General features: G+C 61.1%; 9 protein-coding genes and 2 rRNA genes. 3 read left to right on the top strand and 8 right to left on the bottom strand.

All coding sequences use genetic code 11. The features are described from left to right. Positions 1–231: 231 nt before the first annotated feature. A 23S ribosomal RNA gene (locus tag F8A90_RS16005) occupies positions 232–3117 on the top strand. Between the two features lie 137 nt (positions 3118–3254). Continuing rightward, positions 3255–3370 (top strand): 5S ribosomal RNA (rrf, locus tag F8A90_RS16000). Positions 3371–4054: 684 nt separating this feature from the next. Here the strand turns inward: rrf and F8A90_RS15995 are convergent. Together F8A90_RS15995 and F8A90_RS15990 are read right to left on the bottom strand one after the other, a co-directional pair. Then, positions 4055–6886, bottom strand: coding sequence for a heavy metal translocating P-type ATPase (locus F8A90_RS15995; protein ID WP_233593363.1), 2832 nt, complete (start codon positions 6884–6886; stop codon positions 4055–4057). Beyond that, positions 6883–7341, bottom strand: coding sequence for a MerR family transcriptional regulator (locus tag F8A90_RS15990; RefSeq protein WP_200017924.1), 459 nt, complete (start codon positions 7339–7341; stop codon positions 6883–6885). The genes F8A90_RS15995 and F8A90_RS15990 overlap by 4 nt, the downstream gene beginning before the upstream one ends. Positions 7342–7785: 444 nt before the next feature. On the opposite strand from F8A90_RS15990, the gene F8A90_RS15985 reads away from it, so the two are divergent. Further along, entirely contained in the window at positions 7786–9039 is a 1254-nt protein-coding gene (locus F8A90_RS15985) for an OmpP1/FadL family transporter (protein ID WP_233593362.1), read from the top strand. A 169-nt stretch (positions 9040–9208) separates the two neighbouring features. On the opposite strand, the gene F8A90_RS15980 is transcribed toward F8A90_RS15985, so the two are convergent. From F8A90_RS15980 to F8A90_RS15955, 6 genes are all read right to left on the bottom strand, one after another. Continuing rightward, entirely contained in the window at positions 9209–10291 is a 1083-nt protein-coding gene (locus F8A90_RS15980; RefSeq protein ID WP_200017921.1) for a porin, read from the bottom strand. Between the two features lie 299 nt (positions 10292–10590). Further along, on the bottom strand, positions 10591–12186 hold the full coding sequence (locus tag F8A90_RS15975) for an ABC transporter ATP-binding protein (RefSeq protein WP_191237856.1): 1596 nt from the start codon (positions 12184–12186) through the stop codon (positions 10591–10593). A gap of 147 nt (positions 12187–12333) precedes the next feature. Next, positions 12334–13257 (bottom strand): ABC transporter permease, encoded by a 924-nt coding sequence (locus tag F8A90_RS15970; protein ID WP_200017920.1) that lies wholly within the window; start codon positions 13255–13257, stop codon positions 12334–12336. Positions 13258–13271: 14 nt separating this feature from the next. Then, a complete protein-coding gene (gene oppB, locus F8A90_RS15965) occupies positions 13272–14198 on the bottom strand; it encodes an oligopeptide ABC transporter permease OppB (RefSeq protein WP_043337152.1) in 927 nt (308 codons plus the stop codon). A 59-nt stretch (positions 14199–14257) separates the two neighbouring features. Continuing rightward, complete coding sequence (locus F8A90_RS15960; RefSeq protein ID WP_200017919.1) at positions 14258–15913, bottom strand: peptide ABC transporter substrate-binding protein; 1656 nt, start codon at positions 15911–15913, stop codon at positions 14258–14260. Between the two features lie 150 nt (positions 15914–16063). Beyond that, complete coding sequence (locus tag F8A90_RS15955) at positions 16064–17689, bottom strand: peptide ABC transporter substrate-binding protein (RefSeq protein WP_200017918.1); 1626 nt, start codon at positions 17687–17689, stop codon at positions 16064–16066. Between the last annotated feature and the right edge of the window lie 149 nt (positions 17690–17838).

Raw genomic sequence — 17838 nt, 5'->3', positions numbered from 1 at the left:
TCAAGTTCCGGTTCAAGCTTCTACTACCTGATAACGCTGACAGTTCACAGTGACAAGCATATCGCCTTCCTCGAGAAGGTTGTGTGACTTCTCACTGTTCTCTGAACAGCCGCTCTTTAACAATGTGAATCATGCTGACGATGGAATGTGCGCCAAGCACATCTCCATCAAACGATATGTCGGAGAGGTCCGACAAAATCGTAATCCTTGACAGACCCCTTGGGGTTATATGGTCAAGCGATTAAGCGCATACGGTGGATGCCTTGGCAGCCAGAGGCGATGAAGGACGTGATAGCCTGCGATAAGCGTTGGCGAGGTGGCAAATACCCTGCGACCCAACGATTTCCGAATGGGGAAACCCACTCACCATCAGGTGAGTATCTATAGGCCAATACATAACCTATAGAGGCAAACCCGGGGAACTGAAACATCTAAGTACCCGGAGGAAAAGAAATCAACCGAGATTCCCCAAGTAGCGGCGAGCGAACGGGGACCAGCCCTTAAGCGTGACAACTGACAGACGAACAAGCTGGGAAGCTTGACGATACAGGGTGATAGTCCCGTAGTCGAAGTCTGAGTCACGTGAAATCGAGTAGGTCGGGGCACGAGAAACCTTGACTGAACATGGGGGGACCATCCTCCAAGGCTAAATACTCCTGGCTGACCGATAGTGAACCAGTACCGTGAGGGAAAGGCGAAAAGAACCCCGGCGAGGGGAGTGAAATAGATCCTGAAACCGTATGCGTACAAGCAGTGGGAGCACCTTCGTGGTGTGACCGCGTACCTTTTGTATAATGGGTCAGCGACTTATATTCTGTGGCGAGCTTAACCGTATAGGGGAGGCGTAGGGAAACCGAGTCTTAACTGGGCGACCAGTCGCAGGGTATAGACCCGAAACCGGGCGATCTATCCATGGCCAGGGTGAAGATTGAGTAACATCAATTGGAGGCCCGAACCCAAGTATGTTGAAAAATGCTGGGATGAGCTGTGGATCGGAGTGAAAGGCTAATCAAGCCCGGAGATAGCTGGTTCTCCTCGAAAGCTATTTAGGTAGCGCCTCACGTATCACCGCTGGGGGTAGAGCACTGTTTCGGCTAGGGGGTCATCCCGACTTACCAACCCGAGGCAAACTCCGAATACCAGTGAGTGCAGCGTGGGAGACACACAGCGGGTGCTAACGTCCGTTGTGAAAAGGGAAACAACCCAGACCGTCAGCTAAGGTCCCAAAATCCTGATTAAGTGGGAAACGATGTGGGAAGGCTCAGACAGCTAGGAGGTTGGCTTAGAAGCAGCCATCCTTTAAAGAAAGCGTAATAGCTCACTAGTCGAGTCGGCCTGCGCGGAAGATATAACGGGGCTAAATCAGGTACCGAAGCTACGGGTTCATCCTCTGGATGAGCGGTAGAGGAGCGTCGTGTAAGCCAATGAAGGTGGATTGAGAAGTCTGCTGGAGGTATCACGAGTGCGAATGCTGACATGAGTAACGATAAGGGGAGTGAAAAACTCCCCCGCCGGAAGACCAAGGTTTTCTGTTCTACGTTAATCGGAGCAGAGTGAGTCGGCCCCTAAGGCGAGGCGGAAACGCGTAGTCGATGGGAAACGGGTTAATATTCCCGTACCGGATGTGGTTGCGATGGGGGGACGAAGAAGGCTAGGTGAGCCAGGCGTTGGTTGTCCTGGTGAAAGCATGTAGGCCGAGGAATCAGGCAAATCCGGTTCCTCTGAGGTCGAGATGCGAGACGAACTGACCACGGTCAGGAAGTCATCGATGCTACGCTTCCAGGAAAAGCCTCTAAGCTTCAGATCACATGCGACCGTACCCCAAACCGACACAGGTGGTCAGGTAGAGAATACCAAGGCGCTTGAGAGAACTCGGGTGAAGGAACTAGGCAAAATGGCACCGTAACTTCGGGAGAAGGTGCACCGGTTCGAGTGAAGGACTTGCTCCGTAAGCTCCTACCGGTCGAAGATACCAGGTGGCTGCAACTGTTTATTAAAAACACAGCACTCTGCAAACGCGCAAGCGGACGTATAGGGTGTGACGCCTGCCCGGTGCCGGAAGGTTAATTGATGGGGTTAGCTCACGCGAAGCTCTTGATCGAAGCCCCGGTAAACGGCGGCCGTAACTATAACGGTCCTAAGGTAGCGAAATTCCTTGTCGGGTAAGTTCCGACCTGCACGAATGGCGTAATGATGGCCACGCTGTCTCCACCCGAGACTCAGTGAAATTGAAATCGCAGTGAAGATGCTGTGTACCCGCGGCTAGACGGAAAGACCCCGTGAACCTTTACTATAGCTTTACACTGGATGCTGATGTTGTCTGTGTAGGATAGCTGGGAGGCTTTGAAACCGCGTCGCCAGATGCGGTGGAGCCAACCTTGAAATACCAGCCTGATATCATTGGCGTTCTAACTCAGGTCCGTTATCCGGATCGAGGACAGTGTATGGTGGGTAGTTTGACTGGGGCGGTCTCCTCCTAAAGAGTAACGGAGGAGCACGAAGGTACCCTCAGCACGGTTGGAAATCGTGCATTGAGTGCAAGAGCATAAGGGTGCTTGACTGCGAGACAGACACGTCGAGCAGGTACGAAAGTAGGTTCTAGTGATCCGGTGGTTCTGTATGGAAGGGCCATCGCTCAACGGATAAAAGGTACTCCGGGGATAACAGGCTGATACCGCCCAAGAGTTCACATCGACGGCGGTGTTTGGCACCTCGATGTCGGCTCATCACATCCTGGGGCTGAAGTCGGTCCCAAGGGTATGGCTGTTCGCCATTTAAAGTGGTACGCGAGCTGGGTTTAGAACGTCGTGAGACAGTTCGGTCCCTATCTGCCGTGGGCGTCGGAAGTTTGAGAAGAGCTGCTCCTAGTACGAGAGGACCGGAGTGGACGAACCTCTGGTGTTCGGGTTGTCATGCCAATGGCATTGCCCGGTAGCTACGTTCGGACGGGATAACCGCTGAAAGCATCTAAGCGGGAAGCCCCCTTCAAGATGAGACTTCCCTGAGGCCTTGCGCCTCCTGAAGGGCCCTTGAAGACTACAAGGTTGATAGGCTGGGTGTGGAAGCACAGCAATGTGTTGAGCTAACCAGTACTAATTGCCCGTGAGGCTTGACCATATAACACCCAAGGGGTTTGCGCAGGCAAACCGCCGGGATTGCGACAGGATCGAGACATATCGGTCAGCATGATTCATATTGCGAGTCGCGAGGCCACAAACCTCGAGACTCAGGCATCGCAAGATGCCACCGTTTCGCCTGACGACCATAGCGAGCGTGAACCACCCGATCCCATGCCGAACTCGGAAGTGAAACCGCTTAGCGCCGATGGTAGTGTGGAGTTTCTCCATGTGAGAGTAGGTCATCGTCAGGCACTTATACCGAACCGCCCCTGCAGCCTTGCTGCAGGGGCGGTTCTCTTTGTGGTGAGAAAAGTTGCGCACAGGAAAAGTGGTGCTCGGAGAGGTGCACGCATTGCGTGAGAGGGGAGAGATAGGAGATAGCTCTGCCTGGACGGTGTTTCTCCCTGTAAGAGTCGCGGACGGCCGCCCCACGACCGTCATGAAAAGCTCGTCGGGCGCTTATCCCGAACTATCCCGAACCGCCCCTGTAGCTTTGCTGCAGGGGCGGTCTGCGTTGGACATCGAGGTGGGCAGAGTAAGGTAAAGCGGGAAGACGCTTTGCCGAGGTAGTGACGCAACGATATGCAGAACCGCTGGGAGAGCGGGTGTGGATAGGTGGGCACCAACCAGGAAGACAAGTTGTCCACACCCTCTGGAGGTGTGAGAGTGTCCCGTCTTGCGAGGCAACGGTCGCTGTTGCATGGCGCTGTCCCGGGAGAGCGACAGGATTTTGGCAGACACATCGGACCCGCTAGAGGCTGACATGAAGACGCCCTGCCACACAGTGTGTGGCAGGGCGTCTAGAGTTGCCTTCACTGATCAAATGAAGGCGCTACGGATCAATGGTAGAGCTGTGGTTCATGACTTGGCCAGCCAGAACCACCAGACGATGGCAGCGATCAGGCCAAGCCCTATCAGATTGACGAGTATGCAGATCATGCTGACTCTCCTTGTGGCATGGTGGAAGAATTTCCTGTGCTGTCCGTATGTGACCGAGCTGCCCCCGAGGGAGTGAACCCCCGCAGGCGGTTGGCGTTCGTCACGACCGTCACGGAAGACAGTGACATGGCCAGCCCGGCGATCACCGGCGACAACAGCATGCCGGTGAAGGGATAGAGAATGCCTGCCGCAATCGGAATGCCGATCAGGTTGTAGCCGAAGGCGCCCACCAGGTTCTGCTTGATGTTGCGCAGCGTGGCCTGACTGATGGCGATCGCGTCCGCGACCCCGCCCAGCGACGGCTGCATCAGCGTGATACCGGCGGTCTCGATGGCGACATCGGTGCCTTCGCCCATCGCGAAGCCGACATCGGCCAGTGCCAGCGCCGGCGCATCATTGATGCCGTCGCCGACCATTCCCACCACATGGCCTTCCTGCTGCAGGCGGGCGATCTCATCGTGCTTGTCGTCCGGTGAGACGCCGGCGCGATAGTCGTCGATCCCGGTCTCGCGGGCCACGGCAGCGGCCGTGTGCTGATTGTCACCGGTCAGCATGATCACCTTGAGACCGACGGCATGCAGGCGAGCGATGACATCTCGGCTATCGTCACGCAGCGGGTCTGACAGCCCGAAGACAGCGATCAATTCAGCGTCACGTGCCATCAGGATCAAGGTGCATGCATTGTCCTCCAGGGAGGTGATCTGATCCTTCAAAGGCGCAAGGCTGATCTCTGCATCCTCGAGCATGGCAGCGTTGCCCATGCGCCATGTGCGGCCTGTATCGTCCTGGGCCTGAATACCGCGCCCGCTGATGGTCTGGTAGTCATGGAAGGCCTTGCTGCGCGAGGCTTCGGGACGTCTGGCTTCGATATGTGCCAGCAGTGCCGCGGCCAGCGGGTGCTCGGAGCCACGCTCCAGTGCATGGGCGGCATCCAGGATGTCCTGCTCGCGTTCCCCCGCGGCCAGATGCGTTTCAGTGACTTCCGGCTTGCCGCGCGTCAGGGTGCCGGTCTTGTCGACCACCAGTGCGGTCAAGCGACTGGCGGTCTGCAATGCCTCACCGCTGCGCACCAGCACACCATGCTCTGCCGCCTTGCCGACCCCGATCATGGTCGAGATGGGCGTCGCCAGACCCAGTGCACAGGGGCAGGCGATGACGAGTACCGCCGTCGCGACCACCAGCATATGCACGCCAGTCGGCGCCGGCCCGAAGTTGAACCAGAGAAGCGCCGCGACGATGGCGATGATCATCACGCTGGGCACGAATACGCCGGAGATGGTATCGGCCAGCCGTCCGATCGGGGGGCGCGAATTCTGTGCCTGACGCACCTGACTGATGATGCGGCCCAGTCGTGTCTCGCTGCCGATGCGCTCGACCTCGAAGACCAGACTGCCACGCGTATTGAGCGTGCCGGCCGCTACCTCGTCGCCGATACCGCGTGACACGGGCAACGGCTCCCCGCTGAGCATCGATTCATCGATGTGGCTCTGACCCTCGGTGACCTTGCCATCCACCGGGATGCGCTCACCGGGGCGAATGCGCACGTGGTCCCCGCTGCGGACCTCATTGATATCGATCTCGCGCTCTTCGCCCTCGCGAATGACCCGAGCGGTACGGGTCTGCAGATCCAGCAGCGCACGCAGTGCCTGCTGAGTACGGCCGCGAGCGCGAACTTCCAGCGCCTGACCAAGACTGATCAGGCCGATGATCATGGTCGAGGCTTCGAAGTAGAGGCCTCGCGCCGCCTGCGGCACGGTCTCGGGGAAGATCAGCACGCCCATGGAATAGAGCCATGCCGCCCCGGTACCGAGTGCCACCAGCGTGTCCATGTTGGCCTGGTGATGCGTGAAGGCCTTCCAGGCGCTAGTGAAGAAGCTGCGTCCTGCCGTGGCCAGGACTCCCAGCACGGCCATGCCGATGGCGAGCCACACTCCGCGTTCGAGCCCCTCGAAGCCGGGATGATGGAAGAACATGCTGATCATCAGCGGGATACCGATGCCCAGTGACAGCACGCTGTCACGGATGCGAGAGCGATATTCCTGGTCAGCCTCTTCCTGCTGTTGCGCGTCATTGGCGCCCGGGTCTTTCACTACGCTTGCCCCATACCCCACGCCTTCGATGGCCGCGATGATCTCGGTGGTCGCAAGCTGGCTTTTGACCTGTGCCGTGCGCGAAGCGAAGTTGACCTCGGCATGTTCCACGCCATCCAGGCCATCCAGTGTCTTCTGAATGGTGGCGACACAGCTGGCACAGGTAATGCCGGACAACGATAGCTCCAGACTTCCGCTATCCGTCGGGCTGGCCGGAGAGGGTTCTGCTGCCGATGGAGCCGCCGTTGCGTGATCCTCCGTGGTGTCGTCGGACTCAGTGAGCTCCGCTGATGTGTCGCCCTCGGCAGGAGGTTCCAATGCATAGCCCGCCTCGACGACAAGACGTTCAAGCAAGGCTTCCGGCAGCCAGCTGGAGACCTGCAGGACGTTGTCTGCCGGCGTACCGCTGACGGTCGCGGACGAATCCCAGTGCTGAATGGCATTGCGCAGCTTGGCGACGCATTTCTGGCAGTGCATGCCGTAGACGTTGATCTCGAGGTTCGCAGGGGTGGCCGGTGCTGCCGGGGTGAGCGGATAGCCGCTGTCCTGTGCCACCTTCGCCACCCCTTCCTCATCCAGGCGCGTATGCATCAGCAGCAGCTGGGCTTGGGGGGCGCCGACCAGTTCGGCCTGATCATCCTGTGCCAGCAAGGCCTTGCGGATTCGGCTGACACATCCCTGGCAGCTGATGCCTTCCGTGTTCATCACGCTGATCGTGGCAATGGGGTCGTGGCTCATGAGGTCCTCCCGGTGTCAGGGGTGTACGTTCCGCTCTCTTCTGAGGGGGGCGGGAACGATTGCCCCTCGATCAGGCAGCACACGCTGTTGCCATCCGGCACGCCGTCCGGCATGTCCTGCCAGCTCTCCATGGCATGCTCCATACGCTCTGCCAGGGCTTCCAGCTCGCGGATGCGCTCACGCACTCGGGGCAGATGTTCCTTGAGCAGGTCTCTCACCATGGGGCAGGGAGAGTCATGCTGGTCAGCCTGCTGCAGAATCTGCTTGATATCGGCAAGGCTGAAGCCCAACTGGCGTGCCTGACTGATGAACTTGAGACGTACCAGCGCCTGCTCATCGAAGCGCTGGTAGTTGTTGACGGGATCACGTCGGGCCGTGATCAGCCCTTGGCGCGTGTAATGGCGAACGGTTTCAGCGGTAACGCCTCCCGCGCGGGCCAGTTCAGCGACTTTCATTGCATCATCTCCTGGTGATCAAGAGTGGCGGAGAGAGCATTCGGTTGCCCTGAAGGTCTATCGGCAGCCAATGTTCCGTGAATGATCCTCAGTGTAAGACCTATGTGCAGCACATAGGTCAAGCGACCCGCTACATACGAAAAACCTGATGTTCGACCAATAGGCTAGAGAGGAAAGCGAGAGCCGCACCATGTTTTAAACGCTGGCGAACAGACGCTAAATGATCGCCAGGACATGGGGTTAGCAACACGATGACAGTGCAGACATGAATGAAAGTTCCCCAGATACTAGAAATCTCCCTATTCAAACAAACGTTCGCCCTTGACTTGAACGAGCGACTCGCCCAAAACGTAGGTGTCAGGGCTATGCATCAACGAACGATAACAACAACATGCAGCTCTCCAAGCCACCTGCAATGGGACGCCATCCATAATGAAAAACAAGATGAACAAACTCACCCTCGGGGTCGCGCTGGCAGCGGCTGCCACGGCTTATGCCGGTGGCGTTCACGCGGGGGCCTTCCAGCTGAACGAGCAGAGCGTCAGTACTCAGGGCACCTCCTTCGCCGGGCGCGCCTCGAATGCCAATGATGCTTCCACCGTCTTCGGCAACCCGGCCGGCATGTCCTTCCTGGATCGCGCCCAGATCACCGGTGGGGTGACCTATCTGGACGTCAATACCGATATTGATGTCGCCAGCGCGAATGATGCACTCGGTCGGCCAGTCTCTGGCGGAAATGATGGCGACATGGTGCCGGGGGCGGCAGTGCCTTCCTTCTATTACGTGCAACCGATTAACGATCAGGTAGCACTGGGCTTCGGGGTCTATGCGCCCTTTGGTGTGATCACCGATTATGGCTCTGATTTCCGTGGCCGTTATTTCGCCAATTACAGTGAAGTCGAGGTGGTCACCGCCCAGCCGACCATCTCCTATCGCATCAATGACAAGTGGGCCATCGGTGCCGGTGTGACCTACAACAGCATCAAGGGTGAGTTGACGTCGAATACTGTCGATGTCGGCGCAGGGGATGGCAAGGTCAAGATCAAGGGCGACGATGCCGCCTGGGGCTACAACGTCGGGGTCATCTTCCAGCCGGTGGAAAGTACCCGTCTCGGTCTGTCCTATCGCTCCAAGGTGGATTACAGCCTGGACGGCGAGGCCAAGTACAACAATGTCTTCACTGGCGCGGGCTTTGCGAATACCGAGCAGGATGCGTCGCTGGACGTGACCTTGCCGGAAAGCATCGACTTCTCCGTGACGCACAAGCTGGATGATCGCTGGACGCTGATGGCGGGCGTGACCTGGGTGCACTGGAGCCGCTTCGACGAGATCGCGGTGGAAGTCGACAACATGAACGACATCGTCGAGGAGCAGGGCTACGAGGACAGCTGGCAGTATGCGGTCGGTCTGAGCTATCAGCTCAATCCGCAGTGGGTGCTGCGTACCGGCATGGCCTTCGATGACAGCCCGACCGTGGATGAGCATCGCAGTGCGCGTATCCCGTCCGGGGATCGCACCATCTTCTCGCTGGGGGCCGGCTGGACGCCGATGCCGGAGCTGACCATCGACATGGCCTACACCTACCTGTGGGAAGAGACGGCCACCGTCAGCCTGAGCGAGCCCAACCGTGGGACCTATGAAGCCGATTACGAGAATGAAGCGCATGGCTTCGGTCTTGGCGCGACCTATCGCTTCTGAGTAGGTAAGCGGCTGATACGCTGAGCGGATCTCAGGACAACCCATACAGAAACGCCCGGTCACATGACCGGGCGTTTTTTGTTGCCCCCGCCGGAGGCCATCCGGCAGGGGCGGGACCATCGCCTCAGCGCGAGCTTCGGCGGTCCGTCACCAGCGTCTGACATGACGATCAGAAGTCGTAGCGTGCCAGGAACATCAGCTGGTCGCGGTCGGCGCTGTACTCGCTGCCGTCTGACTGGCGGCTGTTGTCGAAGCGATACTCGGTGGCCAGCGTCAGGTCCTTGACCCGCCAGGCCGCGCCCAGAATCTGATAGGCGTAGCGGGCTTCGCTGTCGGTGTCTTCCAGGTGGTTCAGGCCGCCATAGAGCTCGACGCTGTCATCGCCCCAGATGACCTCCTTGAACTTGTAGTTGATCACGAATTCCGCGCCGCGCGCCTTGTCGACGAAGGCTTTCGAGGAGTCCAGGGTGCTGCCGGCGATGTGGTTGCGATATTCCCCGCCGACGAGCGCGATGTACCAGTTGCCCGGCGACCAGTGACCGCCGAGCAACCAGGCATCGACATCGCCGTTCTCGCTGTTGCCGCTCTCGTAGTCGCTCAGCTCCGTATGGTGGAAGACCCCGCCCACCGTGACGTCCTCGTTCGGATGCCAGTTGAGCGCGGCTTCATAGCTGTAGTCGCGCTCATAGCCTGAGTACTCGGTCTCGGTGGTGAAGACGCCGTCCTCGAAGAGCGAGGTCTCGTTGCTGTGCTGGCCATCATGACCGAGCTGGTAGAGCAGGCCGACGGTGAACTCCCCGAAACCCTTCTTCCAGTACAGCGAGTTGTCCGGGCGTCCCGTGCCATGCAGACCCCCATCTCCGCTGCGGCCTTCGAAGGTACCGGATGCCTCGCCACCATTGATCCAGAACCAGTCGGTGTTGACGGCCACCATGTCGTACCAGGGGCCATACTGCTTGCCGACCGTGAAGCTGCCCCATTTCTCGTGTGCCGCTCCCGCGTAGAGCATGCGCTTGTAGTGAGCATCGGTGCCATCCTTGAACCAGGGGTCGAAGCCCCATTCGGCGCGGATGATGGAGCTCCAGCCCTGCTCGAACTGATGCTCGTGGATCAGGCGAACCCGCGAGCCGCCGTTGTAGACCTCATCGTGTGCGCCATCCTGGATCACGGCAAACGCCGCCAGGCGGCCACTGAACTCGACGCGGTCGGTATCCGTCTTGTAGACCTCGATGGCCTGAGCCATGGGGCTCATGCTCAGCAGTCCCATGCCGAGCAGGGCTGTGCCAATCGCGTGACGCAGACGAGGGTGAGTGAGAAGGGGGATGCTGGCTGTTGTTGTAGGTTGCATCGTCATCCTGTGCATGTCTTTCCATCGGTGTGGGGAATGCCGGAGCATCCTGCTCCGGCCTCGGTCGGGTGCAAGCACCCGGTTGGCAGCCAATGTCGATTCGCGTGACCGACTCGGCTGCCCTTGCCTGAGCCTTTTCTCAGGCAAAGCGGGGTCTTGATGGGCGCCGCAGCGCCCATCAGGCATGTCATCTTTTCAGGGTGTCAGTGGTGCGCCTGGCCCAGGTCCGGGGCGAAGGCGGCCTGCATCAATTCACGCGTATAACGCTCACGGGGTGCCTCGAAGATGGCGTGGGTACTGCCGCTTTCCACCACCTCGCCTTCCTTCATCACGATGAGGTGGTCTGACAGTGCACGCACGACCGCCAGGTCATGGCTGATGAACAGGTAGGTCAGGCCATGACGCGCCTGCAGGTCGCGCAGCAGGTCGATCACCGTGACCTGTACCGAGCGATCCAGCGCCGAGGTCGGCTCATCCAGCAGCAGGAATTCCGGCTTGAGCACCAGGGCGCGCGCGATGGCGATACGCTGGCGCTGGCCACCGGAGAATTCATGCGGATAGCGATTGCGCATGCCGGGGTCGAGGCTGACCTCACAGAGTGCCTCACAGACCTGTGCGTCGCGTTGGGCGCGATTGAGCTCCGGATGATGCACGCGCAGGCCTTCGCTGATGATCTCGCCCACGGTCAGGCGCGGCGACAGGGAGCCGAAGGGGTCCTGGAAGACGACCTGCATGCGCGAGCGCAGTGGCCGCATGCCGGACTTGTCCAGCGCGGCGATGTCCACGCCATCGAAGTCGATGTTGCCCTGGCTCTTGAGCAGACGCAGCAGGGCACGACCCAGCGTGGACTTGCCGGAGCCGGACTCGCCGACGATGCCGATGGTCTGGCCACGACGGACCTCGAGATCGATGCCGCGCACCGCCTCGAAGGCGACCTTGGGGCCGAACAGCGGACGCTTGATGGTGAAGCTGACGCGCACATCGCGTGCCGACAGCAGTACCGGTGCATCCGCGGCCACCGGTGCCTTCTCGCCGGCCGGTTCGGCATCGATCAGCATGCGGGTGTAGGCGTGCTGCGGGTTGTCGAAGACCTCGTGGGTGGTGCCGGTCTCCAGCAGCTCGCCGTGGCGCATCACGCAGACGCGGTCCGCGAAGTGGCGCACGATGCTCAGGTCGTGGGTGATGAACAGGATCGCCATGCCGTAGCGTTGCTGCAGCGACTTGAGCAGCCGCAGGATCTGCGCCTGCACCGTGACATCCAGCGCGGTGGTCGGCTCATCGGCGATCAGCAAGTCCGGCTCGCAGGCCAGCGCGATGGCGATCATCACGCGCTGACGCTGACCACCGGACAGCTCATGGGGGTAGCTGTCGATACGTCGCGCCGGCTCCGGAATGCCGACCTGCTCGAGCAGCTCCAGCGCCTTGTGACGGGCCGCGCGGCCCTTGAGATCACGATGCAGTGCCAGTACCTCGATGATCTGCCGTCCGATGCGATGCAGCGGGTTGAGCGAGGTCATCGGCTCCTGGAAGACGGTGGCGATGCGGTTGCCGCGCAGCTCGCGCATGCGCCGCGTCGAGGCACTCAGCAGGTCTTCGCCGCGCAGGCGGATGGCGCCCTTGATCTCGGCGAGTTCCGGCAGCAGACGCAGGATGGCGGTGGACGTGACCGACTTGCCGGAACCGGACTCGCCGACCAGCGCCAGCGTCTCGCCCTTGTTGAGGGTGAAACTGACGCCCTTGACGGCGGGTACCGCGCCGTCCGGGAGCTGGAAGTCGACCTTGAGGTCATCGACTTCCATCAGCGGCGGTGTGCCCGGCGCCTCGGCGGCCAGCCCCAGGCGAGTCAGGGTGTCGGCGCGTGCCTGGTCGGCGGCATTGCGCGCTGGCGGCAGGCTGGAGGCGGTGCCGGAGGGTGAAGGTGAAGAGGTCATGATCAGCGCTCCGGTTCAGCGAGTCTTGGGGTCGAGGGCGTCACGCAGGCCATCGCCGAGGAAGTTGAGGCAGAACAGGGTCGCGGCGAGGAAGGCCGAGGGCACCAGCAGCATCCAGGGCGCGGTCTCCATCATGTCCTTGCCTTCGGAGATCAGCACGCCCCAGGAGGTCAGCGGTTCCTGCACGCCAAGCCCGAGGAATGACAGGAAGCTCTCCAGCAGGATGACCTTGGGCACCGTCAGCGTGACGTAGACGATCACAGGGCCCAGCGCGTTCGGGATCAGGTGGCGGGTGACCACCTGCAGATCGCGCACGCCGAGTGCATGCGCCGCCTCGACGAATTCACGCTTCTTGAGTGCCAGCACCTGGCCGCGCACGATGCGCGACATGTCCAGCCACTCCACTGCACCGATGGCGGCGTAGATCAGGAAGATGTTGCGACCGAACACCACCATCAGCAGGATCACCAGGAACATGAACGGCAGCGAATACATGATGTCGACGAAGCGCATCATCAGGTTGTCGGTGCGTCCGCCGAAGTAGCCGGAGACAGCGCCGTAGAGCACGCCGATCACCAGGCTGACGAAGGTGGCGACCAGCGCCACCGACAGCGAGATCTGGCCGCCATGGAGGGTACGGGTCAGCAGGTCACGGCCGTTGACGTCGGTGCCGAAGATGTGGCCGGAGGCCAGGTCCGGGCCGGTGCCGATGGCGTTCCAGTCGACCTCGTCGAGTTCGTAGGGCGTCAGCCATGGGCCGATCAGGCAGGCCAGCACGACGAGGGTCATCACCACCAGACTGCACATGGCGGCGCGGTTCTGCTTGAGACGACGCCAGGCATCGCGGGTCAGGCTGTCGCCTGCCGGTGCCGCAGGGGGCTGGCCGTCGAAGGCACTGGCAGCGCCGGTGCCGTGGGGGGCGGGAGTTGTCTGTGACATGTCAGGGCCTCGGGTCAGTCGTCGTAGCGGATCTGCGGGTCGAGCATGCTGTAGAGCAGATCGACGATCAGGTTGAGCAGCAGGATCAAGGCGCCATAGAAGACCACCGTGCCCATCACCAGGGTGTAGTCACGATTGAGCGCACCCTGCACGAAATAGCGCCCGATGCCGGGAATGCCGAAGATCTGCTCGATCACCACCGAGCCGGTGATGATCCCGGCGATGGCCGGGCCGAGGTAGGAGACCACCGGCAGCATCGCCGGTCGCAAGGCATGGCGCAGAATTACCTTCCACTCGCTCAGCCCCTTGGCGCGGGCGGTGCGGATGTAGTGACTGCCCAGTACCTCGATCATGCTGGCGCGCATCATGCGGGCGATGTAGGCGATCTGCTGGATGGAGAGTGCCACCACCGGCAGCAGCAGGTTCTGCCAGGCGCCACCGTTCCAACCGCCGGCCGGCAACCAGCCGAGCAGCACGCCGAACACCAGCGCCAGCAGCGGGGCGATCACGAAGTTGGGCACCGCGATCCCCGCCAGCGCAGTACTCATCACCACGTAATCTGCCGTCGAATTGCGCCGGATGGCCGCGATCACCCCCAGCGGCACCCCGATCAGCAGCGCGGCCAGAATCGCCCACATGCCCAGCTCCAGACTGGCCGGGAAGCCCTGGCTGATCAGCTCGCTGACATCGAAGTCCTTGTACTTGAAGGACGGACCGAGATCGCCCTGCACCAGATCGCCCAGATAGCGCAGATACTGCATCGGCAATGGCTCATCCAGGTGATAGGCCGCGCGCAGGTTCTGCTCGATTTCCGGCGGCAGGCGGCGCTCGCCATCGAAGGGGCCGCCCGGGGCGACCCGCATCAGGAAGAACGACAGGGTGATCACGATCAGCAGGGTGGGAATCGCCTGCAGCAACCGTTTGAGGGTGTAGCTCAGCATCCAGTGCTCCGTTCGGGCCGCTGCCCGGGTGTGTCGTTGTTATGGGTGGCTGTCATCGGTCAGTGCGAGGTGTCGATATGCAGATAGCGACTCGGGTGAACGTCCAGCGCGTTGGGGGCCCAGCCGCTGATGGCGGGGGTCACGAGGCTGGAGGTGACGTAGTCGTAGAGCGGCAGCACCACATCGTGGTCGAGCAGATACTGCTCGGCATCGTGCAGTTGTTGCCGGCGAGCATCGTCATCGCCCTCGCGCGCCACCGCCTCGATCAGCGCATCGTAGGCCGGTGAGCTGAGCCCGGGTGCGTTGGAGGTGTTGTCGCTGCTGAAGGCGTTCAGGAAGTCGTAGGCATCGGCGATGGTCGCGATCATGCCGTAACGGCCGACCTCGAAATCGCCCAGCGCCAGATCCCGGTAATGCACCGCAGCCTCGGTATTGGTCAGCGTCACTTGCACGCCCAGCGGCTTCCACATCGCGCCGAGCGCCACGGCGATCTTCTTGTGGTCTTCCAGGGTGTTGTAGCGCAGAGTCAGCTCAAGCGGGTGGTCTGGCCCGTAGCCCGCGTCTGCCATCAGCTCGCGGGCCTTCGCCATGCGCCGGTCCATCGACCAGTCGGCGAAGTCGAAGCGCGCGCCCTGATGTTCACTCAACGCCTCGGGCACGAAATGCCAGGAGGGGATCTGGCCCATGCCGAGGATGTTGTCGGTGATCACCTCACGACGCGTGGCCAGATTCAGCGCACGACGGATGCGTTTGTCGGCGACCGGAGAGCCATCACGAAGATTGAAGACATAGAAATACTCGCCGAGGATCGGGTAGGTATGCAGGGCCTCGGGCAGATTGTCCTGAATCCATGCGAAATGGCTGGCGGGCACCCCGTAGGCGAGATCGACCTCGCCCGCGCGGAAGCGATTGAGTGCGGCATGCGTCTCCTCGATGGGCAGATAGACCACCTCGCCGAGGGCGACGTTCTGAGCACCGTGATAGCGTGCATTGGGTGTCAGGGTGATATGTGACTGTGGCGTCCATTCCTTGAGCACGAAGGCGCCGGAAGTGACCATGTTGGCCGGACGTGTCCAGTCATCGCCCTTGGCCTCGATCACGTGGCGGGGCAGCGGGGCGGCTTCGCTCATCGCCAGTGTCTGTTCCAGTGTTGCCGACGGATGACTGAGCGTGATGGTGAGTGTCTGCGCATCGGGCGCGGCCACGCCGAGCTGATCCGAGGGCAGCGCGCCGGTATTCACTGCGCGGGCATTGACGATCGGGTAGTAGAGGGTGGCGTTGTGGGCCGCGGTAGCCGGTGTCAGCAGGCGGCGCAGCGCAAAGACCGCATCCGCGGCGGTCAACGGCGTGCCGTCTGACCACTCAAGCCCCTCGCGCAGATGGAAGGTCCAGATCCGTCCATCGGCGGACGACTCCCAGCGCTCTGCCAGCCCGGGAATCAGCTCGCCGTCGGCGGAGTAGGCGATCAGCGGCTCGAACAGATCACGCACGATGCGTGTCTCCCAGGTGCCGCTGGTCTGCTGCGGGTCCAGCGAGCCGGGTTCGGCGCCATTGGCGATGCGCAGGATCTGTTCGTCCTGGCTTGCGGGGCTTATGGAGCTTGTAGCTTGTGCTGCCATGGCGCTACCGGAAGCGCCAAGGGAGAGGGAAAGAACGGACAGCAGCAGGCCTGCGCCGAGGCTTGCCGCGCATTGCATCGGTGAGGTGGGGGACATGCATGAACTCCTTGTCACGCCCGTGGGGCACGACGTCATCTTCTGGTGCCATCCTTGGCAGATGCCACGCTCCTGCCCTGACGGACACGAGCGTGGACCCATGACGATCTGGAGAGCGGCGAGCCAGATCAGAGGCTCACAGGGCTCGCCTCACTCGGAGAACGAGACCCAGCGCGAGCGGTGGGTATCCTCGATATTGTCCTGCCAGCCGCTGAGCTTGGGGTTCACCAGATTGCGCGACACGTAGTAGTAGATCGGCAGCACGGCATAGTCATCCAGCGCCTTGCGCTCGGCGTCCTGCATCAGGGCCTCTCGGTCATCCATGTCGAGCGTATCGGCGGCCTTGTGCATGTCGTCATCCAGCGCCTGGTTGGAATAGGCGCCGTAATTGTTGGGCACGCCGGTTTCCAGCAGGTTGAGGAAGTTCTGGGCGTCGTTGTAGTCGCCGATCCAGCCGGCGCGACCGACATCGAACTTGCCCTGGCGCATGTCCTCGTAGTGCACCGCGACCTCGGCATTCAGCAGATTGACCTTCACGCCCAGCGGTTTCCACATCGCGGCGGCGGCAATGGCCACCTTCTTGTGGTCTTCGCTGGTGTTGTAGCGCAGGGTCAGCTCCAGCGGGTTGTCCGGGCCGTAACCGGCGTCCTCCATCAGAGACCTTGCCTTCTGCATGCGTTCATCCATCGACATGTCCTTGAAGGGCATCTCCTGGATGTCGTAGTGGTTCACGCCGGTGGGTACGAAGCTGTAAGCCGGCACTTCGCCGGTACCGAGAATCTTGTCGGTGATGACCTTGCGGCGGATGGAGAGGTTGAGTGCCTCACGCACCCGCGGGTCTGCCGTGGCATGGCCATCGCGCGAGTTGAGCACGTAGTAGTAGATGCCCAGGTAGGGCGCGACGTGGGTGGCGTCCGGCAGGTTGTCCTTCAGCCAGCCGTATTGCTGGGTCGGGAATTCGCGTGCGATGTCGATCTCGCCGGCACGGAAGCGCTTCAGGGCGCTGTTGCGCTCCTCGATGGGGTAGTAGATCACCTCATCCAGCGCGACCTCCCTGGCATCGTGGAATTCAGGATTCTTGAGCGCGACGATGCGGGTCTGTGGCTGCCACTCGCTCAGCTCGAAAGCGCCGTTGGAGACCATCTTGCCGGGGTCGGTCCAGTCCTTGCCGTACTTCTCCACCACATGTTTCGGCAGCGGGTAGGCGGTGTAATGCGAGAGCTGGTCCAGGAAGTAGGGCGTCGGGCGCTCGAGGGTGATCTCGAGAGTGTGGTCATCCACGGCTCGCACGCCGAGGGTATCCGGCTCGGCCTCGCCGCTGTTGATGGCCTTGGCATTCTTGATCGGATACAGGATATAGGCGTAATCCGAGGCATTCTCGGGTGTCATGATGCGCTTGAGCGCGAACACGAAGTCCTCGGCGGTCACCGGCTCGCCGTCGGACCACTTGCCGTCCTGACGCAGCGTGAAGGTGTAGGTCTTGCCGTCCTCGGAGATGTTCCATGACTCGGCCGCGCCGGGGATGCGCTCGCCATCGGCGGCTTCGGTGACCAGCCCCTCGAAGAGATCGCCCACCACGTCATTTTCCCAGGTGCCGGAGATCTGCTGCGGGTCCAGCGAGGCCGGTTCCCCCATGATCGCCAGCTTGAGGGTATCGGCCATCACGCCCGGGGACGCGGCGATGCTCCCGACCAGCAGCAGGGAGCTTGCCAGGCGTTTGAGCGCGAAGCGTTTGGGGAGCACCGGGGTATGAGAGGGGGAGTGCAGTCGTGCCATGATAGGGAGGCTCGCTATTGTTGTTAGGGGTAATACGAGTGTCGCCTTCTACCATCGAATCTTTTGCTGCCCGCTGTCCATGTTAAAAAATGGATGGCTTATGCATGCATTCGATAAACGTCATGCAATGCGTGGAAAATCGGGCCATT

The sequence above is a fragment of the Cobetia sp. cqz5-12 genome, from assembly GCF_016495405.1.
Lineage (GTDB): Bacteria > Pseudomonadota > Gammaproteobacteria > Pseudomonadales > Halomonadaceae > Cobetia.
The sequence above is the reverse complement of the archived record's forward strand: the minus strand, read 5'-3'. Positions and strand labels throughout refer to the sequence as shown.

Coding starts and splice junctions, on each gene's coding strand:
- F8A90_RS15995 (WP_233593363.1), bottom strand. CDS start 6,886: ATGAGCCACGACCCCATTGCCACGATCAGCGTGATGAACACGGAAGGC.
- F8A90_RS15990 (WP_200017924.1), bottom strand. CDS start 7,341: ATGAAAGTCGCTGAACTGGCCCGCGCGGGAGGCGTTACCGCTGAAACC.
- F8A90_RS15985 (WP_233593362.1), top strand. CDS start 7,786: ATGAACAAACTCACCCTCGGGGTCGCGCTGGCAGCGGCTGCCACGGCT.
- F8A90_RS15980 (WP_200017921.1), bottom strand. CDS start 10,291: ATGAGCCCCATGGCTCAGGCCATCGAGGTCTACAAGACGGATACCGAC.
- F8A90_RS15975 (WP_191237856.1), bottom strand. CDS start 12,186: ATGGAAGTCGATGACCTCAAGGTCGACTTCCAGCTCCCGGACGGCGCG.
- F8A90_RS15970 (WP_200017920.1), bottom strand. CDS start 13,257: ATGTCACAGACAACTCCCGCCCCCCACGGCACCGGCGCTGCCAGTGCC.
- oppB (WP_043337152.1), bottom strand. CDS start 14,198: ATGCTGAGCTACACCCTCAAACGGTTGCTGCAGGCGATTCCCACCCTG.
- F8A90_RS15960 (WP_200017919.1), bottom strand. CDS start 15,913: ATGTCCCCCACCTCACCGATGCAATGCGCGGCAAGCCTCGGCGCAGGC.
- F8A90_RS15955 (WP_200017918.1), bottom strand. CDS start 17,689: ATGGCACGACTGCACTCCCCCTCTCATACCCCGGTGCTCCCCAAACGC.